This window comes from Ruegeria sp. BE1 (assembly GCF_056538885.1).
In genome coordinates, this window is the sequence record NZ_JBQFTY010000005.1 from 29,286 (window position 1) to 56,197 (window position 26,912).

Annotated in this window: 25 protein-coding genes and 1 pseudogene; 2 read left to right on the plus strand and 24 right to left on the minus strand. The window is 60.7% G+C overall.

What is annotated here, in order from left to right; genetic code table 11:
* Positions 1-36: 36 nt before the first annotated feature.
* Both ACR0J5_RS15095 and ACR0J5_RS15100 read right to left on the minus strand, forming a co-directional pair.
* The gene (locus ACR0J5_RS15095) at positions 37-3,003 is read right to left on the minus strand and encodes a hypothetical protein (protein ID WP_480654755.1); all 2,967 of its coding nucleotides are present in this window, start codon (positions 3,001-3,003) and stop codon (positions 37-39) included.
* A 123-nt stretch (positions 3,004-3,126) separates the two neighbouring features.
* A complete protein-coding gene (locus ACR0J5_RS15100) occupies positions 3,127-4,164 on the minus strand; it encodes a helix-turn-helix transcriptional regulator (protein WP_480654757.1) in 1,038 nt (345 codons plus the stop codon).
* Positions 4,165-4,399: 235 nt separating this feature from the next.
* On the opposite strand from ACR0J5_RS15100, the gene egtB reads away from it, so the two are divergent.
* On the plus strand, positions 4,400-5,671 hold the full coding sequence (egtB, locus tag ACR0J5_RS15105) for an ergothioneine biosynthesis protein EgtB (RefSeq protein ID WP_480655227.1): 1,272 nt from the start codon (positions 4,400-4,402) through the stop codon (positions 5,669-5,671).
* Positions 5,672-6,062: 391 nt separating this feature from the next.
* A pseudogene (locus ACR0J5_RS15110) lies at positions 6,063-6,155 on the plus strand (IS6 family transposase); the annotation flags it as partial.
* Positions 6,156-6,281: 126 nt separating this feature from the next.
* Here the strand turns inward: ACR0J5_RS15110 and ACR0J5_RS15115 are convergent.
* From ACR0J5_RS15115 to ahbB (ACR0J5_RS15220), 22 genes are all read right to left on the minus strand, one after another.
* Complete coding sequence (locus ACR0J5_RS15115) at positions 6,282-6,545, minus strand: hypothetical protein (RefSeq protein WP_480654759.1); 264 nt, start codon at positions 6,543-6,545, stop codon at positions 6,282-6,284.
* Between the two features lie 15 nt (positions 6,546-6,560).
* Positions 6,561-7,253 carry a NapC/NirT family cytochrome c gene (locus ACR0J5_RS15120; protein WP_480654761.1) on the minus strand — a complete coding sequence of 231 codons (693 nt, stop codon included), beginning with the start codon at positions 7,251-7,253 and terminating at the stop codon, positions 6,561-6,563.
* Positions 7,254-7,282: 29 nt separating this feature from the next.
* Entirely contained in the window at positions 7,283-7,717 is a 435-nt protein-coding gene (locus tag ACR0J5_RS15125) for a nitrate reductase cytochrome c-type subunit (RefSeq protein WP_480654763.1), read from the minus strand.
* Between the two features lie 12 nt (positions 7,718-7,729).
* Complete coding sequence (gene napH, locus ACR0J5_RS15130; RefSeq protein ID WP_480654765.1) at positions 7,730-8,647, minus strand: quinol dehydrogenase ferredoxin subunit NapH; 918 nt, start codon at positions 8,645-8,647, stop codon at positions 7,730-7,732.
* The gene (gene napG / locus ACR0J5_RS15135) at positions 8,644-9,462 is read right to left on the minus strand and encodes a ferredoxin-type protein NapG (protein ID WP_480654767.1); all 819 of its coding nucleotides are present in this window, start codon (positions 9,460-9,462) and stop codon (positions 8,644-8,646) included. The genes napH and napG overlap by 4 nt, the downstream gene beginning before the upstream one ends.
* Before the next feature lie 27 nt (positions 9,463-9,489).
* Complete coding sequence (gene napA / locus ACR0J5_RS15140; protein ID WP_480654769.1) at positions 9,490-11,982, minus strand: nitrate reductase catalytic subunit NapA; 2,493 nt, start codon at positions 11,980-11,982, stop codon at positions 9,490-9,492.
* A gap of 17 nt (positions 11,983-11,999) precedes the next feature.
* A complete protein-coding gene (locus ACR0J5_RS15145) occupies positions 12,000-12,272 on the minus strand; it encodes a chaperone NapD (RefSeq protein ID WP_480654771.1) in 273 nt (90 codons plus the stop codon).
* Positions 12,269-12,781 (minus strand): ferredoxin-type protein NapF, encoded by a 513-nt coding sequence (napF, locus tag ACR0J5_RS15150; RefSeq protein ID WP_480654773.1) that lies wholly within the window; start codon positions 12,779-12,781, stop codon positions 12,269-12,271. The genes ACR0J5_RS15145 and napF overlap by 4 nt, the downstream gene beginning before the upstream one ends.
* Positions 12,782-12,922: 141 nt before the next feature.
* Positions 12,923-13,828 (minus strand): FAD:protein FMN transferase, encoded by a 906-nt coding sequence (locus ACR0J5_RS15155; protein ID WP_480654775.1) that lies wholly within the window; start codon positions 13,826-13,828, stop codon positions 12,923-12,925.
* Complete coding sequence (locus ACR0J5_RS15160; protein WP_480654777.1) at positions 13,825-14,340, minus strand: nitrous oxide reductase accessory protein NosL; 516 nt, start codon at positions 14,338-14,340, stop codon at positions 13,825-13,827. The genes ACR0J5_RS15155 and ACR0J5_RS15160 overlap by 4 nt, the downstream gene beginning before the upstream one ends.
* The gene (locus ACR0J5_RS15165; RefSeq protein ID WP_480654779.1) at positions 14,337-15,158 is read right to left on the minus strand and encodes an ABC transporter permease; all 822 of its coding nucleotides are present in this window, start codon (positions 15,156-15,158) and stop codon (positions 14,337-14,339) included. The genes ACR0J5_RS15160 and ACR0J5_RS15165 overlap by 4 nt, the downstream gene beginning before the upstream one ends.
* Positions 15,155-16,048, minus strand: coding sequence for an ABC transporter ATP-binding protein (locus ACR0J5_RS15170; protein ID WP_480654781.1), 894 nt, complete (start codon positions 16,046-16,048; stop codon positions 15,155-15,157). Before ACR0J5_RS15170 ends, ACR0J5_RS15165 begins: the two co-directional genes overlap by 4 nt.
* Positions 16,038-17,294 (minus strand): nitrous oxide reductase family maturation protein NosD, encoded by a 1,257-nt coding sequence (locus ACR0J5_RS15175; protein WP_480654783.1) that lies wholly within the window; start codon positions 17,292-17,294, stop codon positions 16,038-16,040. The genes ACR0J5_RS15170 and ACR0J5_RS15175 overlap by 11 nt, the downstream gene beginning before the upstream one ends.
* A gap of 2 nt (positions 17,295-17,296) precedes the next feature.
* On the minus strand, positions 17,297-19,204 hold the full coding sequence (gene nosZ / locus ACR0J5_RS15180) for a TAT-dependent nitrous-oxide reductase (protein WP_480654785.1): 1,908 nt from the start codon (positions 19,202-19,204) through the stop codon (positions 17,297-17,299).
* A gap of 15 nt (positions 19,205-19,219) precedes the next feature.
* Positions 19,220-21,343: a 4Fe-4S binding protein gene (locus ACR0J5_RS15185; protein WP_480655229.1), complete on the minus strand. Its 2,124-nt coding sequence runs from the start codon at positions 21,341-21,343 to the stop codon at positions 19,220-19,222.
* A gap of 44 nt (positions 21,344-21,387) precedes the next feature.
* The gene (locus tag ACR0J5_RS15190; protein ID WP_480654787.1) at positions 21,388-21,852 is read right to left on the minus strand and encodes a DUF2946 family protein; all 465 of its coding nucleotides are present in this window, start codon (positions 21,850-21,852) and stop codon (positions 21,388-21,390) included.
* A gap of 89 nt (positions 21,853-21,941) precedes the next feature.
* Positions 21,942-22,205, minus strand: coding sequence for a hypothetical protein (locus tag ACR0J5_RS15195; protein WP_480654789.1), 264 nt, complete (start codon positions 22,203-22,205; stop codon positions 21,942-21,944).
* Positions 22,162-23,646, minus strand: a complete 1,485-nt coding sequence (locus ACR0J5_RS15200; RefSeq protein WP_480654791.1) for a cytochrome D1 domain-containing protein — start codon at positions 23,644-23,646, stop codon at positions 22,162-22,164. The genes ACR0J5_RS15195 and ACR0J5_RS15200 overlap by 44 nt, the downstream gene beginning before the upstream one ends.
* Positions 23,647-23,779: 133 nt before the next feature.
* Positions 23,780-24,994 (minus strand): heme d1 biosynthesis radical SAM protein NirJ, encoded by a 1,215-nt coding sequence (nirJ, locus tag ACR0J5_RS15205; protein WP_480654793.1) that lies wholly within the window; start codon positions 24,992-24,994, stop codon positions 23,780-23,782.
* A gap of 3 nt (positions 24,995-24,997) precedes the next feature.
* Positions 24,998-25,480: a siroheme decarboxylase subunit beta gene (gene ahbB, locus ACR0J5_RS15210; protein ID WP_480654795.1), complete on the minus strand. Its 483-nt coding sequence runs from the start codon at positions 25,478-25,480 to the stop codon at positions 24,998-25,000.
* Complete coding sequence (locus ACR0J5_RS15215; RefSeq protein WP_480654797.1) at positions 25,477-25,926, minus strand: Lrp/AsnC family transcriptional regulator; 450 nt, start codon at positions 25,924-25,926, stop codon at positions 25,477-25,479. The genes ahbB (ACR0J5_RS15210) and ACR0J5_RS15215 overlap by 4 nt, the downstream gene beginning before the upstream one ends.
* Positions 25,923-26,912, minus strand: a complete 990-nt coding sequence (ahbB, locus tag ACR0J5_RS15220; RefSeq protein ID WP_480654799.1) for a siroheme decarboxylase subunit beta — start codon at positions 26,910-26,912, stop codon at positions 25,923-25,925. The genes ACR0J5_RS15215 and ahbB (ACR0J5_RS15220) overlap by 4 nt, the downstream gene beginning before the upstream one ends.

Sequence of the window (26,912 nt, forward strand, 5' to 3'; positions counted from 1 at the left end):
AGCGGCGGGGGCCGGTAACGCCCCCGCCTTTTGCTGTTACGCCAGGGGGTCGAAACCGATATCGGTCAATTGCGTAAACAGCAAACTGTCATCCTCCAGCAGAGGATTGTTGGGTGCGACCTCAAAGTTGTCGCGGGTCAGGTCCTCGGCCTGTAGACCCACAAAGGTGGTGACATTGCCGCCATTGTTGAGAACCTCGATTTCCAGATTACCGTCCACTTCGCGGATATCGACCAAATCCGCAGGCAGGTTGTTGAAATCAAAACTGTCTTCGTCCGGGTCAAACCCCTTAACCACTGTTTTGGCCCCCCAGTTCCAAGTGATGTCGACAACATCCGGACCATCGGCCAGCGTTACGGCACCGTCTTGAACGGGATCGTTTGGCGTGCCCTGATCCACATCTATATCGGGGGCAGTGGGGTCGCTGTCCGATCCGGTCATGTCTCCGGTTCTGGTCTGATGACCATCCGTGGTCGCCCCTGCCGGAGCCTCAGGGGTCAGCAGGTCTGAGCGATCCACCAGCGTGACGTCGTTCTGGTCAAAGCCGAAAGGTGTTTCCAGGTTGTCTTCCATCACCTGATCGAAATGAAACTCGACCAGACCGGGGATCAGATCGGCCTTGGTGACGCCAGTGAAGGTAAAGCTCTGCCCGCTGGGCAGCGAAGAGATGACAAGACCCGCATCCGTATCTTCGACCGACAGACGTTCCCGCGTGCCGAAAAACAAAAAGCTGATCTTCATTGTGCTGGGGTCGAAATCGTCGATCACTTCGGACCGGCCATATTCATGGCTGCGGATATAGACAGTGTCCGCATCGCGCGGCCCAATGCCCTGTTCCCAGGACACAACGCCCCCCAGATCCTGACGCAGGTGCTCATTCCCGACTACGCCAAAGGATGCGATGGTCACATCCTGATAGCTGACGCCCTGCACGATCTGCGCCGCATCCGACCATGGGCTGTCGATCACGATCTCACCGGACAGGGACTTGGTCACGATCATCCCGTGAACCGAGGTTCCGCCGAAATCCAGCTGATCCACGGCCGGGTCGAAATCGGTAATGTCATCCGCATTGCTGTCGGCGCGGAAGACACGCCCGCCTGCATCGGATGAACCCGTTACCTCTGCCGGGTTGGAGCCGTCGGCATCGTAGCTGAGCGTATAACCATCGCCGGTCGGGGCCGAGATGTTCTGGCCAAGAACGCTGGCGATTTCGTTCAATACGGCCTGATCATCAACCGAGAAATTACCAACCGTCAGATCATCTAGCCCCACACCTGTGAACACAATCTGGGTGGTCACCCCGTCCGAGGTGATGCTGATCCGAACCGTCATCCCAAGCGCGTCGCCGGATTCTTCGAAAATCCGGAAGTCGCTGGCGGCCACGTCCGGGCCGATCTCGATCACATCGCCCAGGGCGGGGCTGAACCCGTCGATAACCTGAGCGGGGCTGTCATAGTCGATAACGACATGCATATGCTGATGGCTGCCGCCCTGATGACCATCACCCGTGTCGTGACCACCGGTATCGTTGTTGATCAAGCTAGCCAACTCATCCCGAGCCGTTGCGTCCTGGGCGTGAATGCTCCCGCCTTCCAGCATGGCCAGAGTCACGCCGTTTAGCGTGATTGTCTGATTGTTGGACGGAACCGCGACAACCACAGACCCGTCAATTTCGGTGATCTCCAGCGCGTCAGCCCCGATCCAGTCGATGAAAATCGTATCACTTGCCGGGTCGAAATCACTGATGACAGTGTTGCTGCCCCAGGCCCATGTCACCACGACATCGGCGTTTTCCCTGGTGATGGCAGGGTTGTCGAACGCATCCCCCGATCCGTGCGACGGCGGGGTCGGCTCTGGCGTTGGGTTCGGATCAGGGTCGGGCGTTGGATCGGGATCAGGTGCGGGGTCAGGGTCTGGTGATGGGGCAGGGGCGTCACCTCCGATCAGGCTCAGGATTTCCTCGGCGGCTGTGGCGTCCAGTATCGTGAAATTACCCGCAGTCAGCTCGGCCAGCGTCACACCCACCAAAGTCAGCGTTTGCTGGTTCGAGGGGATGGTGAACACGACCGATCCGCCGTGTTCGCTGATCTCAAGATCGGCGGCCGAGATCCAGTCGACAAAGATCGTATCAGCAGCGGGATCGAAATCGGTTATCTGAGTGTCGGACCCGTAGGACCACGTCAGCACCACATCGGCGCTGTCCTTGTCCACATCCGCAGTTCCGGTATCCCCACCGGGTGTATCAGGGCCGGAACCGCTGTCGCCGGGCGTTCCCAGACCTTCGTCACCGGTTTTGCGGTCGTTGAAAAAGGCAATCATCTCATCGACCCCGGCGCTGTCATAACCGCCGAACTGATCGATGTATTGCAGGATTGATGTTCCGTATTCGTCGGTGGATACAGCGCCGCCAAGCAACAGATTCAGAGTCCCATAAGCACCCCGCAAATGGGCAGCGGCCAGAATTCCGGTCAGTGTCAACTCGACCGTGACACTGTTGCCGGATGTATCGGTATAGGTGGTGGTCTGGCCGATAAAATCTTCCAGACTTTGTCCCGCGTTTTCCAGCCCTTCCTGAATGATTTGAAGGTTCAGGCCAAACGCCTCTTGAATGGCGATGGTCTGGGCGCCCTCAGTCATGAACTCTTCCAATGAGGTGACGCCGTTCTTGCCGGTCCAGGTCCCATCCCAGGTATTGGTTGCGGCCCCGTTGCCATAAAACTGATCGTCGTCGTAGTAGCCCAGATCAATCAACAGCGCCTCACCAAATTGGAACCCAACAAACCCCAACGAGTTCATCGAGCGATAGGCCATCGTCTGCCATTCATCGTCTGATAGGTCCCCCCAACTGCTGTAGTCGGGGAAGAAATCGGTCACGGTGCCGCCGGCCCAGCTGTTCAACTGCCAGTCCTGAATGACGCCTGAATCGTAGCGATCCCGGTCCCAGCCGGATTCGAACGCCAGCAGCGCCGATAGAAAATCGGTAAAAGTCCCGTTTGACATTGTGAGTGAGCTTTCAGTTAGGGGTTGAGTGGTTCACGCGTGGTAGGCGCGCAACTATCTACTGAAGCACACAAATCATGTTGTCGGGCGGCCAATTGTTTTAGCAAAGCCGCCATCGGCAATTTACCGCAAATTTTCTTCTTGTATCAGCAAGTTTCTGTCTACCTTGGGGGTTCGCCCTGTCCATCTGCGATAGGCTTGTGTAAAGCTGCTTTGGTCAGAGAACCCGCACAGATGGGCGGTTTCCGCCAGCGACAGGTTGGGGTCACTTAGAAAGGCTTTTGCAAGTCTAAGTTGAGTTGCTGCCACCAGGTCTCGAAAACTTGTGCCTTCCTCACGAAGGCGGCGATTCAAGGTCCGTTCCGACATTCCAAATGCAGAAGCCGTTTCAGACAGCTGTGGCCGCCCGTCTGCCATACCGTGCAGCAAGTGGCGTTGTATCGAATCTGACAGTGAACTTGGATCCTGACTGGCCTTTGCCAGCAAAACCTCACCATACCGTGTTAGGTGGTCCAACAAGCCCGCATCCGCATTCAGAACCGGCAAAGAGAGTCGGGAGCGCGGAAAGCGCAGAAAACTGCTTTGCGCGTTCAGTTCAACCGGACAGTCATAGATAGCGCTCAGTTCCCGCTGGCCACTGCGGCGCGGGTTGGCCAAACCAATGCGCGACGTCAGTTGCACCTCTCCGGTGGCGGCACGAAATGCCCCCAGCAGGGCGGCCAGAGAAAACTCAATCAGATGAGTATCAAGGCGAAGCTCGGACCCTACGCCGTCAACGACGAAATCCACGTGGTCCTTACCGTCCACAAGCGCGATCCGCGCGCGAGGGCGGGTGATCGGTGTAAAGCGCCGTATATGGTGCAACGCATCCAAAAGTGTGGTCGAGTTGAACAGGATATACGTCAACAACGCGCTGTTTCGCGGGTTCAGCGCGACACCGATCTCGGCCCCCGCAAACGGTGTCTTCATGCGGTCAGACAAGTGGTTCAGTAACTCAGTTTCGGACCTGCGCGGGATAAGCGCACCGGCATCCCGCAAAGCATCGCGCGACAGCCCCGCCGCCTCTAACGCGTCATTTGCATGATCTGACAGATGGGGCAGGTCCATCATCGCCCGCACCCAGTGGTTGGGAACCTGATCCGTGCCATGTGTGCGGGTCATGGCGCACCTGTTCCATCGCAAAAAATCCAAGTTTGAGAGCAAAGACACATAGCCGGTATACCATTGGAACAGTTTAAGATTTCTGGTTACACCCTAATAAGTCCAAAGGGAACATAACCCGTGCAGGCCGTGACTTTGCCCAATATCACGCAGCTTTGACCCGACACGCGCACCACGTGTCATGGACGCTGTTACAAAGCTATGCGTCTATGAGCGAATCAAGCAGCGACCCGGAGTGCCCCACATGAGCGCAGAACTCGCCCCTCTGTCCCCGTCCAAAGCCCTGAACCTGTTCACACGGACGCGGGCCCGCACCGATGCGCTGGTTGCACCGCTCAGCCCCGAAGACACGATGCTGCAGAGTATGGAGGAGGCCTCGCCCGCGAAATGGCATCTTGCGCACACGACGTGGTTCTTCGAGGAATTCATCCTCAAGCCGCGGGTGCCGGGCTATGCTTCGCCTGATGAGCGGTTCGCCTTCCTGTTCAACTCGTATTACACGCAGGCCGGTCCGCGCCACGCGCGCAACAAACGCGGTCTGGTCTCACGCCCCGGAGGCGATGCGGTGCGGGCCTATCGCGCTCATGTCGAAGACAGTCTGGCCAGTCTCATGGCGCAGACGCGGGACGATGCAGATGACATTGCAGCTCTGGTTGAGCTTGGCTGTCACCACGAGATGCAGCATCAAGAGCTTCTGGTCACGGATTTGCTGCACGGTCTCAGCTATAACCCGCTGCTGCCGACCTACAAAGACCCCGAACCGCTGCCGGTGACCGAAGAAGTGGCCCTGAGTTTTTCACGACATCCGGGCGGGTTGGTCGAAATCGGCCACGACGGTCGCGGCTTTGCCTATGATTGCGAGGGGCCGAGGCACAAACTGTACCTGCGTCCCTATGAGATTGCCGACCGCCCCGTGACCAACCGCGACTGGATCGCGTTCATGGAAGACGGCGGGTATGACGACACGCGACACTGGTTGATGGAGGGTCACGCGGTCGCTATGCGAGAGGGCTGGACCCATCCCCTGTACTGGTGGCAGCAGGACGGGGAGTGGTGGACATTTACCCTGCGCGGCCCGCAACCTGTCGCTTTGGACGCGCCGGTTGTACATGTCAGCTATTACGAGGCAGACGCTTTTGCCCGCTGGGCCGGCGCGCGCCTACCAACTGAGGCGGAACATGAGCTGGCGTTTCGCGATGTGCCGATCGCGGGGAATCTGATGGGCGATGCCGATGCGACCGGAATACTGCGACCCTTGCCGGGGTCCGGCGTCTGGGGCGATGTCTGGGAATGGACGGCATCAGATTTCGCGCCTTATCCGGGTTTCCGCCCGCCCGAAGGTGCGCTTGGCGAATACAACGGGAAATTCATGGTCAATCAACGTGTTCTGCGCGGCGGCTCTTGCGCGACCCCCCGTGAACAAATGCGCCCGACCTATCGCACGTTCTTCTATCCCCATCAACGCTGGCAAATGCTGGGCCTGCGTCTGGCGCGTGACGTTACCTAGGCAAAGCCCGCGCGAACGTTCGCATTTGTGAAGTCTTAGAACATGGCGATGATTTCAATCTCAACCAGCCAAGACGGATCGAGTGTTGCCAAAACAATCGTGGTGGTCGGCGCACCGAGGCGTCGCTGCTCTATTCGAAATGCTAAACCTTCCAAGACAGCGAATAAGGTTGGAAGTCCGAGCTTCAGAGGGCGCAGCGCGCTTGGAGGAACTGTATTGGCGCGGATCGCTCCCTCGAGAAAAGTCGCCGCTAGTCTGTGGGCATCTAAGAATTAAGGGCATATTGAAAGCGGTATAGGGTGCGTTCTTTAAACCGGGCGTGGCGAAGGGGTGAACCATGAGTGAATTCGAGATGCGTACGTATTTGTCTTTGCCGAGCGATCGACAAGAGATCGTTGTGCAGGATCACTGTTTCATCAAACGACGGATCAGCCCCATGCCGGCATTCAGATATTTCGCTTCAGCCGCATCGGTCCTGGCAGGCAAAGCTGGCGGCCTGGACACAGCAACCTCTGGCTGGCCTTAAACGTCAAAGAAAACAACGGCAAAACCAATGGCGGATGTCGGAAAGCCGACACGGCCTTCCGGCATCCGCTGGATTAAGGACGGGTCAGATCGCCTCAGCTGTGCCTTTGATCCGGATGGCGCTGCCCAGGCTGCCTGCGCAGAGCCCGACGATCACTGCGATGATCAGCTCAGTCACTTCGACATTGGCAAAGCTCCAACCTGCGAAGACCAGAGTTTCAAATACGCCGACCAGACCCCCCATTACAGCCCCCAGCCAGATTTTCCGGGTCATCATGCCCAGGGCCAGTCCGAGAATGCCCGGCAGACTGAGGATATTGCCGCCGATGGTTCCAAGTATTTCCAGCATCTTTCCTACCCAATCTTAATCAGAGCTGTTGTTCAGGAATGTACGGATATCATCGCCAGAGGCAGCTGCGGTTTTCTGCAGAACTTCGCCCTCTAACGCGTCAGATATCTTTTGGTATTCCTCCTGATATCCGGGCGGCAGGCTGTGGGCGATACCCTGGTGACAGTCGATGCAGGTCATGCCGGTATCGATCGCACGCTGGTGTTCCGATGCGGCGCGGTTTTCCTGAAGCGTAAAGTCCATGTAGTCAAAGTTGTGACAGTTGCGGCATTCCCGGCTGTCGGATGCCTTCATCTTTTTCCATACGGCCGAGGCCATGGTTAGGCGATGGTCTTCGTATTTCTCGGGGGTGCTGATGGTGCCTGCCAGTTCGTGATAAACGTCCTTCACGGCCATGATCTTGGCCTTGATCTTGTGGTTCCACTCATCCGGGACGTGGCAGTCCGAACAGATTGCGCGCACGCCCGAGTGATTGTTGTAGTGGATCGTCTCGCGATACTCGCCCAGGTTGGTTTCCATCGTATGGCAGGACACGCAGAATTCTTCGTTATTGGTCAGCTCCAGCGTCCAGTGGAACCCACCCCAGAACAGGATGCCTGCCAGAAACCCGGCCAATATCAGGAACCCGGAACTGAACAGGACCGCCGGGGTCCAGAAGGCGTTCCAGATGCGACCAATCCAGCCGCGTTTTTCGGGGGAGTCGGCCATGTCGGTGCTCCTTTCAGACTTGCGATGGATTAGTTGCCAGAGGATTCGAACAGGTTCTCGATCAGGGCCGGCGCATCGGCCTGAGGAACATGGCACTGATTGCAGAAATACCGGGTGCCTGCGATTTGATCCAGTTCGCGGCCTTCGCGGTCCAGATAGTGGGTCATCGACAGGGTCGGTGCATTGCGTTCACCCGCCTTGGTCCAGTCATGACAGGACAGGCATTGATTGGTGCGCAGATCGATCTGATATTGTTCGACCGAATGCGGGATCAATGGCGGCTGTTGGCGGTAGTTGCGCACCATGCGTCCCTCGACGGTTTTATGGACATCGTCCAACGGGATAAGCTCGTCCACTTCGGCCCCGCGCAGGGTTTCCACCTGGGCTGATTGGGCAAGGGCGAACCCGCTCAGAAGTATGACGGGGATCAGGGCGGCGACGCCTGTCAGGATTGGCTTGTTCATCTGGGCACTCCCTTAGATAGGTCTGGCTGCGCGCGGCTGTGGCGCGGGCGCGGGATCGGAAGGTGCGGCGACTTGGTCGTCGAACCGGTGAGTAAAGGTGAAAACGTCGACGGCGCAGACATCGATGCAGCGGCCGCAATTGGTACAGTCGGGCGACAGGATCAGCGGGGTGCTGTCCCCCTTGCCCCTGAGCGCGGGTGAGATCACGTGGTTTTCGGGGCAGACTGCAAAGCAATCCATGCAATCGTCGCAGGCAGTGCGGTTGGGCGCGCTGACGCGCAGCATCGCTTTGCTGCCCACCAACCCATAAAACGCGCCCACCGGGCAGACATGGCCGCACCAACCGTGACGTGACACCAGCAGGTCGAACAGAAAGATCGCACCGACCATGGCCCAGACGAAGCCCATGCCAAAGATCAGACCGCGATGCAGCATGGTGATCGGATTGACCAATTCCCATGCGATCGCGCCGGTCAGGCCCGAGACGATCAGGACCGTAACCATGATCCAAAGGCGTGTGGCACGTTTGGGCTGCCAGCCTTTTTGCAGACCCAGCTTGCGGTGTAGCCAATGCGCTGCGTCAGTGACCGGGTTGATCGGGCACACCCACGAACAGTAAACACGCCCGCCGATCAGCGCATAGGCGACCAGTACGATGGCCGCGCCGATGGCGGCGGTCAGTTCAGGCCAGTGCCCGGCGATCAGGCTTTGCAGGAACACGAACGGGTCGGTCAGGGGCAGCACACCCAGCGTCAGAGACCCAGCCAGCGTACCTTGCACGAGCCAGATGCCGAACCACGGTCCCAGCAGGAACAGGACCAGAAAGAACAGCTGGCTGGCACGGCGCAGCAGCAGGTATTTATGGGCCCCCAGCCAGCCTTTGGTGGCGATGGCCTCTTGTCCCAACGGCATATGCGTGCGGGCGGTCATTGTGTCACCCCCGGCAGTTTGAATGTGGGCTCGAACCCTCCTGGCGCAACCAGATTGTCGGTTCCGGGCCCCGGCAGACGGTCGGGCAGGTCGATAATGCCTTCGACGACCGGAGCGCCCTTGGCCTCTTTTTCTTCCCAGCCCCGGCGGTAGTGATCGGCGCTGGAGCCACGCGCCAGCCGCGCAGGCAGAACCTTGATGGCTGCTTCGGGCAGAACGCAGCTTTTTTCGCACATGCCGCAGCCGGTACAGCGGTCGGCGTGAACGGTCGGGATAAACACCGCATGGTGGCCGGATCGGGCGTTGTGTTCGGTTTCCAGCGTGATCGCCTCGTCAATGACGGGGCAGACGCGGTAGCAGACATCGCAGCGCAGACCGAGGAAGTTCAGGCAGTTTTCCTGATCGACCAGCACCGCGACGCCCATTTCGGCATCGTCGATATTGTCCAAACCCGGGTCCAGTGCCCCGGTGGGGCAGGCGGCAACACAAGGGATGTCGTCGCACATTTCACACGGCACATCGCGGGCGGTGAAATAGGGGGTGCCGGTGGCAACCGCATCGACACCCAGTTCGGCCAGTTTCAGCGTGTCATAGGGACATTCCCGTGCGCACAGACCACAGCGGATGCAGGCGGACAGGAAGTCTTTTTCAGGCAGGGCTCCGGGGGGCCGCAAGGCTTCGGCAGGCAGCGCCCGTGCGTCCCTCGCCAGCCAGGCCAACAAGGACCCGGCTGCGACGCAGCCGCCCGCAGCGCGCGCCGAGTCCTGTAGGAACCGGCGGCGTTGCGGCGAAAGGGGTTTGCCTGCGGAAGACATGGGGACAACCTTTGCCTTGCTTGCCTGTTACGCGCGCTCGACCTTGCAGGCGCATTTCTTGAAGTCGGTCTCTTTCGACAGCGGACAGGTCGCATCCAGCGTCAGCTTGTTGGTCAGCTGGCCTTCGTCGAACCACGGCATAAAGACCAGACCGCGTGGCACCTTGTTGCGGCCCCGGGTTTCGACCCGGCTGTTCACCTCGCCCCGACGGGTGGACAGCACGATCTCCTGACCGCGGCGCAGACCACGCTCGCGCGCGTCTTCGGGGTGCATGTAAACCACGGCTGTGGGATACGCGCGGTGCAGTTCCGGGACCCGGCGGGTCATAGAACCCGAGTGCCAGTGTTCCAGCACACGACCGGTGCAGAGCCACAGGTTGAACTCATCATCCGGTTCCTCGGCAGCCGGTTCATACGGCGCAAAGATGATGTTCGCCTTGCCGTCCTTCTTGCCATAGAACTTCACGCCCGCACCTTCGGGCACATAGGGGTCATAGCCTTCGCGGAAACGATAGAGCGTTTCCTTGCCGTCCACGACCGGCCAGCGCAGGCCGCGGGCCTGGTGGTAGACCTCGAACGGGGCCAGATCGTGCGCGTGGCCACGGCCGAATTCGGCATATTCTTCGAACAGGCCTTTCTGGACGTAATAGCCAAAATGCTCGGATTCGTCGTTGTCGAACCCCTCGGCGGTTTCCGACAGCGGGTATTTGTCGACCACACCGTTGGCAAACAACACGTCATACATGGTCTTGCCGCGGTGTTCCGGCATGGTGGCCAGCAGTTCCTCGCCCCAGACCTCTTCGACGGTGAAGCGTTTCGAGAATTCCATGACCTGCCAGACATCCGACTTGGCCTCGCCCGGTGCCTTGACCTGCTGACGCCAGAACTGGGTGCGGCGCTCGGCGTTGCCATAGGCGCCTTCTTTTTCGACCCACATGGCGGTGGGAAGGATCAGGTCAGCCGACAGCGCGGTGACGGTCGGATAGGGGTCCGAAACGGCAATGAAGTTTTCCGGGTTGCGGTAGCCGGGATAGCCTTCTTCGTTGATATTTGGCGCGGCCTGCATGTTGTTGGTGCACTGCACCCAATAGGCATTCAGATCGCCGTCTTTCAGCTTGCGGTGCTGCAACACGGCGTGGAAGCCGGGTTTCGCGGGAATGGTGCCTGCAGGCACGTTCCAGGCTTTCTCGCAAATCTCGCGGTGCTTGTCGTTCATTACCACCATGTCGGCGGGCAGACGGTGGGCAAAGGTGCCGACCTCACGCGCTGTCCCACAGGCCGAGGGCTGACCGGTCAGCGAAAACGGCGAATTGCCGGGTTCCGAGATCTTACCCACCAGCAGGTGTACGTTATACATCAGCGAGTTCACCCACGACCCGCGTGTGTGCTGGTTAAAGCCCATGGTCCATAAGCTCATGACCTTGCGGTTCGGGTCGGCGTATTGCTTGGCCAGACGTTCGAGCTTGTCGGCAGGCACGCCGGACAATTCCGCCGTATATTCCAGCGTGTATTTCGAGACCGCCTCGGCATATTCCTCGAAGCTGATCGGTTCCATCTTGCCGACATTGGGGTTTTCGGCGGCTTCCTGCAGCGGGTGATTGTCGCGTAGGCCATAGCCGATATCGGTGGCGGTCTTGGTGATGTTGACGTGGTTCTTGACGAACTCTTCGTTCACGGCACCGTTCTGGATGATGTAGTTGGCGATATAGTTCAGGATCGCCAGATCGGTTTGCGGGGCAAAGACCATGCCATTATCGGCCAGCTCGAACGAGCGGTGCTCATAAGTCGACAGCACATGCACTTCGCAGCCCGGTTTGGTCAGGCGCGTATCGGTCAGGCGCGACCACAGGATCGGGTGCATCTCGGCCATGTTCGAGCCCCAGAGCACGAAGGTATCCGCGTGCTCCAGATCGTCATAGCAGCCCATCGGTTCATCAATGCCGAAGGTGCGGATAAAGCCCACCACGGCGGACGCCATACAGTGCCGCGCGTTGGGATCGATGTTGTTCGACCGGAAGCCTGCTTTCATCATCTTGGCGGCGGCATAGCCTTCCCAGACGGTCCACTGGCCCGAACCGAACATACCGATGCTGGTGGGGCCTTTCTTGGCCAAAGCTTCCTTCCACTTGGCGGCCATGACGTCAAAGGCTTCGTCCCAGCTGACCGGTTCGAATTCGCCGTTCTTGTCATATTCGCCGTTGGTCTTGCGCAGCATGGGCGTGGTCAGACGGTCTTTGCCATACATGATCTTGGACAGGAAATAGCCCTTGATGCAGTTCAGGCCGCGGTTCACCGGCGCGTCCGGGTCGCCTTGCGTGGCCACGACGCGGCCTTCCTTGGTGCCGATCAGAACCGAGCAGCCGGTACCGCAGAACCGGCAGGCCGCCTTGTCCCAGCGGATGTCGGGGTTGCCGATCTGCGCGGCGGCTTGCCCGCTAACCAGCGGGATGCCGGCAGCCGAAGCCGTCGCGGCAGCAGCGGTTGATTTCAGGAATGTCCGGCGGGATTCAGAGATGGTCATGACATGGGTCTCCGGCGTTAGGTCTGGCGGGAAGCGTTAAGATGCGGACGGGTCTCCGCGAGGTCTTCGAAATGGTGATAGGTCAGGGACAGAGAGATCACGCCCGGGATCTGGTGCAGATCCATGATCGTCTCAGAGGCCAGTTTTTCCGGCGTGTCCTCGACCACAATGACGATGCGGCCATCTTCGGCGGCCGCGTGGATTTCGACGCCGTCGACGCCCCCCATGGCGGCCTGTGCGGCCTGGGTGGTGTCGGGCGTCACATGGACAAGGCATCCACAGATGTTCATTGCGGGCTCTCCGTGGGCTGGGGGTCGATACGCGTAAAACTGACGGCGCTGGCCGGGCAGGCGCTGGCACATGCGCCGCAACCGCTGCAGGTCAGCTGGTCGAGAACGGGCTCGGACCGGCCACCCAATTGGGGCTTGAAACGGATGGCGTTGTTGTCGCAGCTATCCTGGCACACCCGGCAGCTGACCCCGTTCAGGGACAGACAGCTTGCCATGACACTGGCGCGCCAGGGCCAATCGGCCACCCGTTCGGGCTGCAGCGCCCCGGTCGGGCAGGCATCGGCGCATTTGGCACAAAACGTGCAAGCAGAGGCGGTCAGGTCAACGACCGGCCATCCCTGCGCGTCGAACGTGATGATGTTTTCGGGGCAGGCAGCAGCGCAGTCATTGCATTGGGTGCATAGCTCGTGGAACGCGGCCAGCGCGGCGCCGGGGGGTCTGATCGCGTCCGGGTTTTCCCGCAGGGCTCGTCCCCGCAGAAAAGCGCGTCGGCTTGCTAGCTTATTCATTGGCTTGCGGTCCGCTGTTGATCTTGAGTCTTGTCTTTCCCAGCACCCTATCGAACAATCGATGGTCAAAAATTGACCTAAGTCATGTGTAGAGCGCTTAAGTATTGGTCATTCTGAAAACCTTGACGTCTTCCCTGTGGGTCACATGAGCATCTCGATCCGGGCAGCAGGGAAACGGGACATGGTCTCGGCGATTCTGTGTCGGGGGATGGCGCATAAAGCCGTCGAAAGCCCATCGGCCACGGCGGCGCTGGGGGCGGACACTGACACGGTGCTGTGAAACACGCGCTGCCCGATCGGGTTCAGGATGTGCCCCTGTCCACCCGGCAGAGTCATCGCCGCCGGGGACGAGGTCGCCAAGGCGCGATCCCTCAGACTGATCCGGTTTTCTATGGTCCCATCCGCCGACGCCAGCCCAACCTGCCAGGCATGACCATCGCCGCGCCGGCCGTCGGCCCGGATTTCTCCCATATCGACCAGCACATTCCGAAGACCAAAAGACCTGAGCAACCGGGAAATGCGATCCGTCACCTCACCCTGGGCCACCCCGTTCAACGTCAGGGCAGACACGCCCGGAACCGGCAAGCGGATTTCATTTGTTCCCACGGAAAGGTTGTCCCAGCCGATAACAGCCGACGCCATGTCCCGGGCAGAGGCATCCGCAGGATTGGCCAAAGCCATCCAAAGCGGCTGAATAGTGGGATCGAAAGCGCCCCCCGATGCCGCATGCAGGGCACTGCACAGACTCAGGAGTTGCAAAAGCTCGGCTGAGGGGGCCGACAAGTGGCCCGTTCGGTTCAGGCGGCACAGCTCAGAGTCAGGGCGGTACAGGCTGAATATGTTTTCCAGACGCGAAACCTCGGCGGTGACCGCGTCGAAAATGGGGGCGGCTTCTGCATCGCTCAGCCCATTTAACTGCATACTGGCAGGTGCACCCAACGCGGTTCCTGTCCACCGGGCGGAAGATCCGGCTGCGGACACCGCCGCCGGAAAGGACATGCAAGCAGCCGAAATGCTCAGGAAACGGCGGCGAGAGTAACGGGTCATGCGGGTGTCTCCAACTGCAGGTCCAGATCGACGGGACCAAGGACCTCGGTGTCGGGAATGTCGGACAGGGGCAGCGCCGTTCCGCCATAGTCATTGATGAACGCTTCGGCGGCCATCGGATCCCCAAAGGGCACCACTTCGCGCGCGCCCATGCCACCCGCCACATTGGCTCCGACCACAAAGGTCGCGCCGTCGGCTGCAATCCAGTTCGCGATACCCGGCTGCCGCCAGCTGGGCGCGACACTCATGTCACTGACATAAACGGCGGTGATTTTGGCGTCCCGCTCGGGGCTTTTGAGATAGGCCACCATGTCGCGCACCTGCGCAAAGAACAGCGGGGCAGGGTAGCCTTCAAGGTGGATCTGCCCCTTGGGTCCGCCATGTTCGGCGATGTTCATCTGGCAGAAAAAGCTCAGCGCGTCGGGCGTCAGGTCCACCGGGTCGGGGGCCTCGGCCACCTCTTCCTTGCACGCGGTCAGGGCGATCAGGGCAATCAGGCACAGGCGCTTCATGGTTCAACCCTCCGGAATGCGGCGCGGGCGAGCGTGAAGGCCAGCACCGGCCAGATCAGAAGTGAGGCAGGCGCGGCCCAAACGGGCAGGGCCTGTGCGGCCCCGGTCATGCCCGAGGCCATGGCGACGCCCTCGGTTGCGGCGATGTTCCACAGACGGAATGCGTCGGCCGGGTTGGCGACCATCACCCATGGAAAGACGGATTGGGTGAAGGTGCCGCCCTTGTCCATGACGACGGCCCCCAACAGGCCCAGATCATAGAGGACGACAAAAACCAGCCACAGCCCGGCCGACAGGCCCGCCGCCGCCGTGGCCCCCTTTGCCAAAGCGGACAGCAGGTATCCCAGCGCCAGAAAGACAGCGCCCAGCAGGATGGATGTGAGGATCAGGCGCGCCAGAGCCATCAGGCTTTCGGGCCCCGCGCCGCCAAAGAAGGCCGCCACAGCACCTGCGCTGCCAAAGCCGACGGTCATGGCGAAGGCCAAAGCGGCGAGGTGGGCGGTGAACTTGCCCAGCAGGATTTCTCCGCGCCCCGCAGGGTAGGACAGCAACAGCGACAGGCTGCCCCGGTCCACGTCGCCTGCGATGGCATCAAAAGAAATCATCAGCGCCAGCAAGGGCGCAAGATAGACCGACAGAGTGGTCATCGACGCGACCGAGACGGTCAGCATATCGACCCCCAGCGTGCCGGTCGGGGCGCTACCCGCAAAGGTCAGCGCCAGGGCGAACAGCACCATGATCAACGTTGCGACCATCAGCCAGCGGTTGCGGCGCAGGATCAGCATTTCTGTGCGGGTGATGGCGAGGAAGCGGGTCATAGTCTCTCCTCCTGTGCGTAATGGCGGTAAAGGTCTTCCAGCTTGGGTGGGGTCATTTCCACATCCGCCACCGCGTCGCCCAACCCGGCGATCCGGCGCAGGGCCTCCATCTTGTCTTCGGGGGTACAGAGCAGTTCCACTGAGGCGCCGTTGATCCGGTTGCCGCCCAGTTCGGCGGCCAAGGCGTCAGGGTTGGCACTGGCGCGCACCTTCAGGCGGATCGGCAGACCGGCCAGCGCCGACAGGTTGGTCAACGTGTCATCGGCCACCATCCGACCCTTGCGCATGATGGCGATGCCGTCGGTGCGGGCCTCAACTTCGGTCAGCGCGTGGGACGCGATCAGAACGGCGGTGCCTTGCGCGGCCAATTCGTCAATGATGGCATACAAATCCTGCCGCGAGATCGGGTCCAGACCAGATGTCGGCTCATCCAGCAGCGCGACCTTCGGCTGCCCCAACAGCACCTGCGCCAGACCCAGACGTTGCCGCATCCCTTTGGAATAGGCCCCGATCCGGCGGTCCAGCGCGTCGCTCAGGCCGACCCGCTCCAGCAGACCGGGCACATCCGCCTTCGCGTCCGAAAGCTGCGCGAACAGGGTCAGTTGTTCGCGACCGGTCAGGGCCGGGTGAAACGACACGGCCTCGGGCAGATAGGCCGTCTCGCGCCGCGCCTGTGCACTGCCGGGGGTGGCGTCCCCGACCCGAATGGCACCGCCTTGGATCGGCGTGAGGCCAAGGATGGATTTGATCAGCGTCGACTTGCCCGCACCGTTGTGGCCCAGCAGCGCAACGCGCTGGCCGGGGGCAAGGGACAGGGTGATATCGTCAAGAACGCGGGTCTTGCCACGGTCCTTGCAGACTTGGTTTATCGTCAGGGCCTTATCCGTCATGAGGCACCTTTTTCATAGCTGGGGGTTCAGGGGCTTGCATCAAGGGGTTGCTGTCCATCACACCGCCCGGCAACAGCGCCGGGAAGGCCGATTGCGACCAGCGCACCAGCTGCACGGCAGGCGAGCCGAGCAGCAATTTGGCTGCGGGTTGGGTCCACAGCACATGGTCCATTGAATCATTGGGGCGATAAGGGGCATCGGCCACGCCGTTGCCATCCACATCATAGGCGGCGAAATCGGACCAATAGTTTCCGCGCCCGTCTTCTGACCACTCGACCCATTTGGTCGAGACATATTTCACCTGCGTCCGGTTGCCGACAAAGGCATTGCCGACGATCCGGTTGCGTTCACTGCCTGCGGTAAAGTGGATGCCGATGCCGCAGCCTTCAAACCAGTTGTCAGTGAATTCGTTCTTGTTCGAATTATAAAGGAAGGTGCACTTCTCTTTCGCACCTTTCACCACATTGCCGGTGATGACGCTCTTGTTAGCATAGTTCAGCATCACGCCATGCTCGCGGTCATCAATCGAGACATTATCGGTGACTTTGACATTCGAGGTGAACATCACCGCATAGCCCAGATCGTTGCCGATCGAGACATTGTTGCTGACCACAGAATTGTCGGCATACATATAATGCACCGCAAAGCGCAGATCGCGGAACAGGTTGCCGGTGAAGGTGTTCTTCTTGGACGAGTTCACAAAGATCCCGTCGCGCCCATAGCGGATGTCATTGCCTTCAACCATCGCACCCGGCGCGTTCCAGACATAGACGCCATTTCCGCGCTCGTTCATGCGCTGGTCTTGCCGTCCTTCGATCCGGTTGCCCCGGACGATACTGTCCTTGGCCCCGTGGATGTCGATGCCGTAAAGATTGCCCAGCAGCACATTATCCTCGATCAACGGCGCGGTGGCCGTCTTGGTCAGCTGGATACCGCTGTCGATCCCGTCATGGCTGTCGCCTGATCCGATCACCGTCAGCCCGCGTACGATCACGCCTGGCCCGGTCACCGTAATGACGCTGCCCTCACCCTGTCCGTCAATCGTAGCCTGTCCCAGCCCGTCAATCGTGACGGGCCGGTCCAGCACGAGGTGTTCGGTATAAACACCGGGGCTCAGGCGGAGGGTGTCCCCATCCGCCGCCTGCGCCAGTATCTCGTTGATGGCCCCCGCCCGGTTGGGCACATCCCAGTCTTCCGCCCAAAGGGGCGATCCGAGCAGGAGCGGAATGAGCAGGGACCAACGCATGATTATGCGCTCCGCGGCTCAACAAACATCCGGCCGCGCATTTCCATGTGCAGCGCGTGGCAGAACCACTGGCAATAGAACCAGTGCACGCCCGGACGGTCAGCGATGAACGTGACCGAGGCAGTGGCCTGCGGTGCAACCTCCATCGCGATGCCGAAGTTCGACAGGCAGAAGCCGTGGGTCACATCATCCACGTCATCCAGATTGGTGACGTAGACAGTGACTTCATCGCCCTGCTTGACGGTGAACTTCTCCATGCTGAACACAGGCGCGACCGAGGTCATATAGACCCGAACCTTGTTGCCATCCCGGATGGGTTCTTCGGCCCCATAATCCAGATCGACGCCATCCGCCTCGGCCTGTTTGCGCGCATCTTCCCACATCGGATCGTTGCGGTCCCAGACATTGACCGGGTTCACCTTGGACCGGTGCACAAGGATCGAGTCATGCGGTTCCGCAAAGGTCGGGCCGTCATGAACCACCTTCATCTTGTCGCCCGAGATGTCGATCAACTGCTCATTCTCTGGCTTCAGGGGGCCGACGTTCAGGAAACGGTCTTTCGAGAACTTGTTCATCGAAATCAGCCACTTGCCGTCTGCTTCGGCGGTCTCACCCATCGAGGTCGAGTTGTGACCCGGCTGATACTGCACGTCCACCTTGTCGAGGATCGGATCGACATCGGCACCACCATAGGCCTCGATCGCTTTGGCGATGTCCCATTTCACCACCTGGCTGTCCAGGAACAGGGTGGTGTAGGCGTTGCCCTTGCCGTCAAACGCAGTGTGAAGCGGACCAAGACCCAGCTGCGGTTCAGCCACGATAGCGGAACGCGGATCAGCGTTGTCGGCAAACAGCGCGTCAACTTTCTCGACATCGATCACGGACACGGTCGGCGACAGCTTGCCGTTGATCATGATGTGTTTCTTGTCGGGCGCGGCGTTCACACCGTGCGGCGAGTTCGGGATCGGAATATAGCGGGTCAGGTTGCCACCTGCCTCTTTGCGCCCATCCACGACCTTGACACCGTTCAGCTCCTGATAGTTCCCGGCAGCCACGGCCTCTTCGATGCCTTTGAGGTTGAACACGACCACATGGTCCAGCTCATTCTCGGTCATCTCGGCCAGGTTCATACCCATTTCCGAGTTGTACGAGGTCGAGAACGCATACTTGCCCTGATAGTCACAGTCGGTGTTATCGAGGTTGCCCGACACCATCACCTGCCACGCGATCTCCATTGTGTCACCGTCGATGGCGGTGAAGATGTTCACGTATTTGGACGGATCGTCCAGAATCTGGCCGTCATTGACCAGCGGGGCCTCGTGCTCACCATTGGCAAAGACATAGCCGGTGCGCGGGTATTTCTGCGGGCGCAACCCGTGGATGTCATGCGCGTTCGGGATTTCGATGATCTTGTCGCATTTCATCACGTCACAGCGCACGCGGGCGACGCGGGTATTGGCCTTGTCGTTCATGAACAGATAGCGGCCGTCATAGGTGCCATCGGTGAACGACATATGCGGGTGGTGCAGGTCGCCATTGTCATAGGTGACCTTGCCGTTTGCGGCCAGAAACTCTTTGGTTTCAGGCAGCAGACCTTCGGTCAGAACCTTCAGTGATTCATTGGTCTGACCCCAGCCGGTGGCCGAGCAGCGGTTGAACACGGGCACGCGCATCAGCTCGCGCATCGAGGGTACGCCCAGGATGCGCAGCTCACCGGTTTGTCCCGAGGACCAGAAGCCGTAATACTCGTCCAACTCGCCGGGCTCCAGATGCGCATTTGCGGCAGCGCTGGCTTCGCGCGCAGTCATCAGGGTCGAGCCGAGCCCGGTCCCGGCCAGAACGGCACCGGTGGCGGTGGCCCCCAGCATTCCGCGGCGCGTGATGTTCAGTTTGTTTTCAGTGTCCGACATAATCTTCCCTCCTTTTTAGGAAGCGGTTTGCGGTTTGGCGTTTGGATGGTTCGCCGGTGGTTGTCCGAGTGGGGTCTTCATCTGGACCGACCCTGTCTTGGCCCGCCGTTTCAGCTGGCGGATAACGACGGGACATTTGTCCTCGGACTGGTAGAGCACCTGACAATGCAGGCAGGTGACGCACTCGTTCGGATTGATCTCACCGGTGGGGTGGATCGCCTGAACGGGGCATTCATTGGCGCAGGTCTGACAGGGGGTGCCGCAATCCTTGTAGCGGCGCAGCCAGTCGAACATGCGGATACGGGCGGGGATTGCCAGCGCCCCGCCCAGCGGGCAAAGGTAGCGGCAATAGAACCGTTCCACGAACAGCCCGATCCCCAGCAGGGCCAGCGCAAAGACCACAAACGGCCAGTCGCGCATGAATTTCAGGATGATCGCGGTCTTGAACGGCTCGACCTCGGCATAGGTTTCAGCCAGCGGGATCGAGACAAAGCTGATCCCGAACAGCACCAGGAAGATCATGTATTTCGCAGGCCAGAGGCGTTCGTTCAGACCCCAGGGCAGGGTCCATTGCGGCACTTTCAGCGCGCGCGCGATCTTGTTGGTCAGTTCCTGCAGCGCGCCAAATGGGCAGAGCCAGCCGCAATAGGCCCCGCGCCCCCAGAACAGCAGCGCGGCAGCCACCGCGAACCACTGGATAAAGACCAGCGGATCCAGCAGGAAGGCATCCCACGAAAAGCCCGTGCGCAAGCTGCCTGCCAACGCCATCAGGTTGACCACGCTCAGCTGCGCATTGGCGTACCAGCCGATGAAGAACAGGGTCATGGTCAGGTATCCGATGCGGAACCAGTAAAAGACCCGCGCGTTCATCGTGGCGTGGAACTGGAAGAAGAAGGTCGCGGTCAGCACCAGCAGCATCACACCCAGCACCCCGATCTCGACAGTGCGGTCTTTCCAGATGCGCTGCCACAGCGCGGCCTTGGCCGCAGCCTCGCCGGTGGCATCATCGACCACCACAGGGGTCGCAACGGGCAGCAGGTAATGTTCCGGTAATTTGTACCCCAGATCAAAGGTCAGGAATGTTTTCTCAACCGCGCCCACAGCCCGTTGCGCCAGCAGTTGCAGGCGGAAGGGTTCGGCCGGATCGAACTGGGCCTCGGCGGGGATTTTGAAGATGTCCAGTTCGGTAAAGCTGGGCGCATCCGGTGCTGCAACCTCGCCCAGACGGCGCTGCTGCTTGTCGAAGAACCGCACCGAATTGTCGCCTTGTATCAGCTGAATCCGGTCGAAAATCCCGCCCCGGACATAGCCCGAGCCCTTGAAGCTGTAGGCCCCGCGCCCCAGCACCAGAATGGCCTGTTCGCCTTCGTCCAGCCAGTCGAGCATGTTCTGATATTCGGCCTCGCCCAGCAGCGACTTGCCGATCGACGGCACCGAAACCAGCGCCATATGCATGTCGATATAGGTGTCATCAGGCTCGCCGGGTTCCGGGCGCTTGATCGCGCGCTGATCACCCGTCGCCTCGAACGCGGCGTTGACCTGTCCGATATCCAGCGTCAGCCGCCGGACCGAGCCGTCGCCCGACAGCGTGGTCCAGTCATAGACCGCGTCCTGGGCCAGATCCACCTCCCGCTTGGGCCCATCGGCCTGCGCAGGCGCCAGCCCACCCAGCCCCAGTGCGCGCGCCACCTTGATGCCGCCACGCACAAGGCTGTCATCGATCACCATGATCGTGACGGTCGCGCCCGAGATAATATCAAGGTCATGCCCCTCACCGCCGGTTTCGGCCTCAACCTTCAGGTCCAGCCCGGCATAGCCTTCGGTCAGCTCAACCATACGTGCATTGGGAATGCCGATCAGCACGATCGGTTCCGAGTGTTTGACCAGCTGCACCCCGGTCAACACCGCCTCGTCATTGATGGCAGCAACCACGTGGATCGGCTTTCCGGAATATCCGGTGGTGCCCACGAAATCGGATGTGAGGAACGCCCAGGCCACCGTCTTGCCTCCTTTCAGAACGGGGGCAACCATGACGTCCTCGCGCACCGGGCCAAAGGCATCGGCACCGGGCACCAGATCGGCCGGCTCAATCTCGGGCAGAAAGCTGGCGAGGCTGTCGGCATGGGCGCTGATCGCCATCAGGCAGGACAGGGCAAGAACCAGCAAAAAATGGGTTGCGCGACTTACGACCACGGCGCACCTCCGGTAACTTGGGTTAACGCCATGGACGCGCGCAGGGCGCGTTCGGTTGTGTCTTGGATTGCGCGCGGGGGCCCCCGGGTTTCGGGCCACCGACGCGACGTGTCGTGTATGACGACCTGCCCGGAACACTCCGCACGGGCCATTCGGGTAAATTCGCTGCGGATCAGCACTGGCGTTTCGGCCACAGGGTCCACCGAGGTAACTGCGCACAAGGCGCAATCAGCGCATTTCGGGCAGGGTGCAGTCGGGTCGTCAGTGTCTTGCTCAAGGTCCACCTGGACCCAAACCGCCCCTGCCTCCGAGCAGATCTCCACCCACATGCTTTGCCCGGGACTCGCCAGCGCCGGGCCAAGCAGCTGCAAAAGCAGAAAGAGGATGCCTGCCATGGCACAAGCTGCGCGGGACGCGCGAACAGCTGACTTGTGCAGAGGGTTGAGGACAGACATGGAGAATCCAACTCGGAAATCTTTCCCGAGTCGTATTGGATTCCCGCGCAGCGATACTTGACTTCGGTTAGGCCGCCAAAGATTTAGCCTTACCCGTCCGCCTCATCCATCAGGCCACGCAGCCAGCGCCCGGCCAGCCAGGCTGCAGGCAGGCCCAAAGGGATCGACCAGAGCAGGGCCGACACTGGCGCAATCACGCCAAACCCCGCGCTGTTGGCAATCAAACCGGCCAGAAACAGGTTGATGGCCACGGTCAGCGCCGTGGCCGGATAGAGCAGGATGGCCAGTTTCCAGACCGGCCACCGCCCCTCAGTGGCTGGTGCCTTCCGAGAAGGTGATTTTGTTCCAGACATTGTATTTCCCAGACGGTTTGCGCATCGGCAGGCGGCGGACCTCTTCCAGCGTCTGCGCATCATAGACAATCACGGCACCGTCATCTTCCCAGATGGACACCAGTGCGTGGCGGCCATCCTTGGTGAACTCCACATGGGCCACGGTCTTGCCGGGGGCAGGGCGCAGGGTCTTCACGATCTCAAGGCTTTGCTTGTCAATCACATGCATGGCGTCCTTGTTGGGGCCAAAGAACACATCGGCCCAGACATAAGGAGAATTCTCATGGCTGCGCATGAAGAAACCCGGCCCTTCGGTCTTGATCCGCTTGACGGTTTCCCATGTGCCCATGTCGATCACCGAAACGGTGCCATCGGTCAGATGCGGCGTCGCCATCACCGTGGTGTCGCCATGTTTCCAAGTGATCCCCGAGCCCAAATGAGGCATCCCCGGCAGGTCCAGATCAGCCACCTTTTGCCCGATCACCAGATCGATCACCTGTCCGCCCTTGCCATCGCGCGAGGCGCCCATGACGTATTCATAGCTCTGGTCGAAAAAGAAATCGTCCAGATAGTCGGGCGTGGTGATCTTGCGCACCGGGAAAGGATCGGGGTTCTTGAACTGACCCTCGATGCGGAAATCATGGCCCAGCCCGAATTGCGGCGGGTTGTCCCCGTAAAAGACCTCCCAAATCTCGGGCACGTCTTTCAACGCCAGCACAAAGCTCTCACGCGGCGGGGCCTGATACACGGCCGAGACCCGGCTGGGTACGCCGGTCTTGCTTTTCACCCCGATGACCTTTGCAACCGAGAGATCTTCGGTCGACAGCAAAGTCAAAGAGTTCGGCAGGTAATTCGCCACGGCCACCCATTTGCCGTCGCCTGACATGGCGATGTTGCGGCTGTTGAGGCCCGCGCGCACCCGGCCCACCTGTTTCAGTGCCCAAATGTCGTATTTCTGTACCCAGCCATCGCGGGACATGATGAAGACATAGCGCCCATCGGGGCTGAATTTCGGCCCGCCATGCACGGCAAAGGGCGTCTCGAACCGGTCCAGAACCTCGAACGTATCGCCGTCCAGCACGCTGACATGGTGGTCACCGGTTTCAACCGCCAGCGTAATGTTCATCGGATCGCTGTCCCAGACAGGGGTATCCACAGGAACGTAGTCTTCGTCCAGCGTGCGGCTGGCCGCAATCTGGTCTTCACCCCATTCGGGATCGGTCTCCAGCGGAGATTTCAGCCAACCCGCCAGTTCTTCGATCTGCAACGCATCCAACTCATGCGAAAACGCGGGCATTTGCGTCGCCGCCCGCCCCTCGGCGATGACCGCAGCCACACGCGGCCCCCGCATTCGTTTCAGCGTCTCGGGGATCAGCGCCGGCCCGACCCCGCCCAACCGGTTCTCACCATGGCAGGAGGCACAGAATTCGGCATAATCCGACGGCGCATCTGCCTGCGCCATCACACCAGCAACCACAAATGCAAGGCTGGCCGTAAACAGACCAACCCCCTGCTTCTTCTTGTTCCAAATACGGCCGCCGGAAGCTCCTGCAGCCCCCACTCGCACATCGGATAGGTCAGCTGGACCAATGGTTTCAAAAGAACTGATGCGCCGGATCATGACGTTTCCCCCGGAACGGCGTGACCTGCAGGCGCTCGCCTGCGTCTTCGACGCCGATTTCTCGATTTGATAGATAACAGGCCGGATCTTCGGCCCATGGATCGCCAGTCAGTTGCAACGCCCGGATACGCGTATTGCCGCCACAGACGTCCTTTAGCTGACAGGCCCCGCAGCGCCCTTTCAGGGGGCGCGGACGTGTACGCAGCATCGCCAGCATCGGATCATCGCTGGTCCACAGCTCGGAAAACGGTTTGGTCTTCACATTTCCGACCGTGTAATCCGACCAATAGGTGTCGGGATGCACGCGGCCCAGATTGTCGATATTGGCCACACCCAACCCGCTGGAGTTTCCACCCCAGGCCGCCAGATGCTGTCGCACATGCGCCGCCTTTTCCGCGTCGAAATGCGCCCGGGCCCAATTCAGGAAATAGCCCGCATCAGCATCATTATTGCCGGTCACGATATCCAGCGGACGTCCGCCCGAGACAGCCTCGTATGCGCGCTCCAGCAGCAGGTCCAGCCCGGTGCGGGTGCGCAGATGCTCGGCATCCTCGCCCCGGTTCTTGTCGCCGCGCCCGGCATAGACCAGATGGGACAGATAGAACTTGTCCACGCCCTCATCATCGCACAGGTGCAGCAGATCGGGCAGGTGGTGCTGGGTGCCCTCGGTCAGGCAGAACCGCAGACCCACCTTGATGCCGCGTTTCTTGCATTCGCGCACGCCGCGCAAGGCGTCGGCAAAGGCCCCTTCGACGCCCCGGAACCAGTCATTCGTGGCGCCGATTCCGTCCAGCGAGATGCCCACATAGTTGAACCCCACATCTGCGATCATGTCGGCGGTCTCGTCATGAATCCGCGTGCCATTCGTGGACAGCGCCAGCATCGGCACCAGATCGCGGGCGCGTGTGGCAATGTCGAAGAAATCGAACCGATCCAGCGGCTCCCCACCCGAGAGGATCAGGGCCGGGACGCGAAACTGGCCCAGATCCTCAAGGGTGACCATGGCTTGCTCATGGCTGAGCTCACCGGGGAAGGCCACATCCGCCGAGACGGTGTAGCAATGACGGCATTTCAGATTGCAGCGCCGCGTCAGATTCCAGATCACCACCGGCTTTACCGGGCCGGGGCGACGTTTACGCACCGGGGTCGGTTCAATCAGTTGGTGCATGTACTCGGTCAGGCGGAACATATCTCAGCCTTTCTGTTTCAGGCGCAGCCCGGTCTTTTTCAGGATGCGCGTGGAATAAAGGATGTCCTGCGCCCGGCAGGCATCGCCCAGAATGGCGGCGATCTCGGCGCGTTTCTCCTCGACCTCTCCGGGATCGGTGCCATGGACCATGGCGAACAGGTTATAGGGCCAGTCGGGCAGGGCGCGGGGGCGTTCATAACAATGGGTCACAAAGGGCAGCAGACCGATCTGCGTGCCCATCTCGGTCACTCGGTCATCGGCCACATCCCACACGGTCATCCCGTTTGAGGTCATGCCAAGCTTGTAGTGGTTCGGTGCCGCCGCGATGCGCCGGATCACGCCGCGCGACTTCATATCGGCCAGGCGGTACAGCAGCGCGTCTTCGTCCAGACCCAGCCTCTCGGCCACGTGACGGTAGGGCGCGGGCACCAGCGGCAGCCCACCTTGCAGCGCCTCGATGATCTCTCTGTCTTTGGCGTCAATCATGCTGCCACCCGGAAGCCGATGAAAAATTCCTGAAGTTTGGGAAATTGCAGGACTGCGATCCCGGTTTCCCGTTCGATAGCCTCGGCTGCGGATGCGATCCCTTCGGGTATTTCAGTGGCCAGAACGAACCACATATTCAGCCGATGCGTGCGCTCATAATTATGGGCAACCTCGGGATGTGCATTGACTTTGGTCAGGACGGTTTCGAAATCTGCTTCTGGTACGGCCATAGCACACAGGCAAAAAGCCCCGCCCATGGCGGCGGCGTCAAAGAACGGACCAAACCGGGTTATGACGCGCTCCTCTTTCATCCGGACCAGACGGCCCAGAAGGTCTGCTTCCGCGATTCCCAATTCTTGGGCAATCGCGGCGTAGGGATGCGAAGTCAGCGGCAGGTCGTCCTGCATCCGGTTCAGGATCGCGCGATCGGTGTCGTCCAGTATCATGCAGCCACCTCTTTCGCCTGAATCAGCGCACCGGTTTGTTTGAAGCAACGGGTCGAGAAAAGCACCTTGTGCCGGGCTTCTGCCATCTCGGGCAGGGCGGCGGCCCCGGCCAGAACGTCCATTGCCTCGGGGCGCGAGCGGGCGTGGATCATGGAATATAGGCGATAGGGCCATACGTCTGCGACCGGGTTGCGCTCATAACACAGCGTCACGCCGGGATGCGCGGCCAGTGCGGGACCGGCGGTACCGACCTGATCGGCGGGCATGTCCCAGACCACCATGGCATTGGCGGACCAGCCAAGCGCACGGTGACGCACGATGACGCCCAGGCGTGAGACGATGCCAGCCTGATACAGCGCTTCAATCCGGGCCATGACCTCTGCCGTGCGACGGTTAAGTGCGCAGGCGAGCGCATCGTACGGCTCTGCGACCAGCGGCAGGCCAGAGCTGAGCGCCTGCAACAGGGCACGATCCCCGTCCTGCATGGCGGATCTGTCCACCCGACGGGGTGCGGGCACCTTGCTGGCGGCGCCCGACATCCGGAACCCCAGATCTACGTTGAACGGGCGCACCAGCCGCAGGTCCAGCACGCGCAGGCCGGTGCGGCGGCTGATCCGAGCCAGCGTGTCGTTCACATGCCCCCGGTCCGGGCCGGTGGCCACGAACCACAGATTCCAGTCATCCTCGCGCTGGTAATTGTGGTTCACGCCGGGTTCGGCATCGATGATGGCGGCGACCTCTTCCAGTCGTGCGTCAGGCGCGGCGACAGCGGCAAGCGTACTGGCCGATACTGCGCCGGGGGCAATCGTGGCCCCAACCCGGGTGATGCGCCCGTTTTTACGCATCCGCGCCAGCCGGTCGAGCACTTCTGCCTCGTCCAGACCAAGGGCGTCGGCCAGAACCTGAAACGGACGCGCGGTGACGGGAAAATCGCGCTGGAATTCGTCCAGCAGGCGGCGGTCAAGGGGGTCGGTGATATGGTGCAT

Coding starts and splice junctions, on each gene's coding strand:
- ACR0J5_RS15095 (WP_480654755.1), bottom strand. CDS start 3,003: ATGTCAAACGGGACTTTTACCGATTTTCTATCGGCGCTGCTGGCGTTC.
- ACR0J5_RS15100 (WP_480654757.1), bottom strand. CDS start 4,164: ATGACCCGCACACATGGCACGGATCAGGTTCCCAACCACTGGGTGCGG.
- ACR0J5_RS15115 (WP_480654759.1), bottom strand. CDS start 6,545: ATGCTGGAAATACTTGGAACCATCGGCGGCAATATCCTCAGTCTGCCG.
- ACR0J5_RS15120 (WP_480654761.1), bottom strand. CDS start 7,253: ATGGCCGACTCCCCCGAAAAACGCGGCTGGATTGGTCGCATCTGGAAC.
- ACR0J5_RS15125 (WP_480654763.1), bottom strand. CDS start 7,717: ATGAACAAGCCAATCCTGACAGGCGTCGCCGCCCTGATCCCCGTCATA.
- napH (WP_480654765.1), bottom strand. CDS start 8,647: ATGACCGCCCGCACGCATATGCCGTTGGGACAAGAGGCCATCGCCACC.
- napG (WP_480654767.1), bottom strand. CDS start 9,462: ATGTCTTCCGCAGGCAAACCCCTTTCGCCGCAACGCCGCCGGTTCCTA.
- napA (WP_480654769.1), bottom strand. CDS start 11,982: ATGACCATCTCTGAATCCCGCCGGACATTCCTGAAATCAACCGCTGCT.
- ACR0J5_RS15145 (WP_480654771.1), bottom strand. CDS start 12,272: ATGAACATCTGTGGATGCCTTGTCCATGTGACGCCCGACACCACCCAG.
- napF (WP_480654773.1), bottom strand. CDS start 12,781: ATGAATAAGCTAGCAAGCCGACGCGCTTTTCTGCGGGGACGAGCCCTG.
- ACR0J5_RS15155 (WP_480654775.1), bottom strand. CDS start 13,828: ATGACCCGTTACTCTCGCCGCCGTTTCCTGAGCATTTCGGCTGCTTGC.
- ACR0J5_RS15160 (WP_480654777.1), bottom strand. CDS start 14,340: ATGAAGCGCCTGTGCCTGATTGCCCTGATCGCCCTGACCGCGTGCAAG.
- ACR0J5_RS15165 (WP_480654779.1), bottom strand. CDS start 15,158: ATGACCCGCTTCCTCGCCATCACCCGCACAGAAATGCTGATCCTGCGC.
- ACR0J5_RS15170 (WP_480654781.1), bottom strand. CDS start 16,048: ATGACGGATAAGGCCCTGACGATAAACCAAGTCTGCAAGGACCGTGGC.
- ACR0J5_RS15175 (WP_480654783.1), bottom strand. CDS start 17,294: ATGCGTTGGTCCCTGCTCATTCCGCTCCTGCTCGGATCGCCCCTTTGG.
- nosZ (WP_480654785.1), bottom strand. CDS start 19,204: ATGTCGGACACTGAAAACAAACTGAACATCACGCGCCGCGGAATGCTG.
- ACR0J5_RS15185 (WP_480655229.1), bottom strand. CDS start 21,343: ATGGCGATCAGCGCCCATGCCGACAGCCTCGCCAGCTTTCTGCCCGAG.
- ACR0J5_RS15190 (WP_480654787.1), bottom strand. CDS start 21,852: ATGTCTGTCCTCAACCCTCTGCACAAGTCAGCTGTTCGCGCGTCCCGC.
- ACR0J5_RS15195 (WP_480654789.1), bottom strand. CDS start 22,205: ATGTCTGGAACAAAATCACCTTCTCGGAAGGCACCAGCCACTGAGGGG.
- ACR0J5_RS15200 (WP_480654791.1), bottom strand. CDS start 23,646: ATGGCGCAGGCAGATGCGCCGTCGGATTATGCCGAATTCTGTGCCTCC.
- nirJ (WP_480654793.1), bottom strand. CDS start 24,994: ATGTTCCGCCTGACCGAGTACATGCACCAACTGATTGAACCGACCCCG.
- ahbB (WP_480654795.1), bottom strand. CDS start 25,480: ATGATTGACGCCAAAGACAGAGAGATCATCGAGGCGCTGCAAGGTGGG.
- ACR0J5_RS15215 (WP_480654797.1), bottom strand. CDS start 25,926: ATGATACTGGACGACACCGATCGCGCGATCCTGAACCGGATGCAGGAC.
- ahbB (WP_480654799.1), bottom strand. CDS start 26,912: ATGCACCATATCACCGACCCCCTTGACCGCCGCCTGCTGGACGAATTC.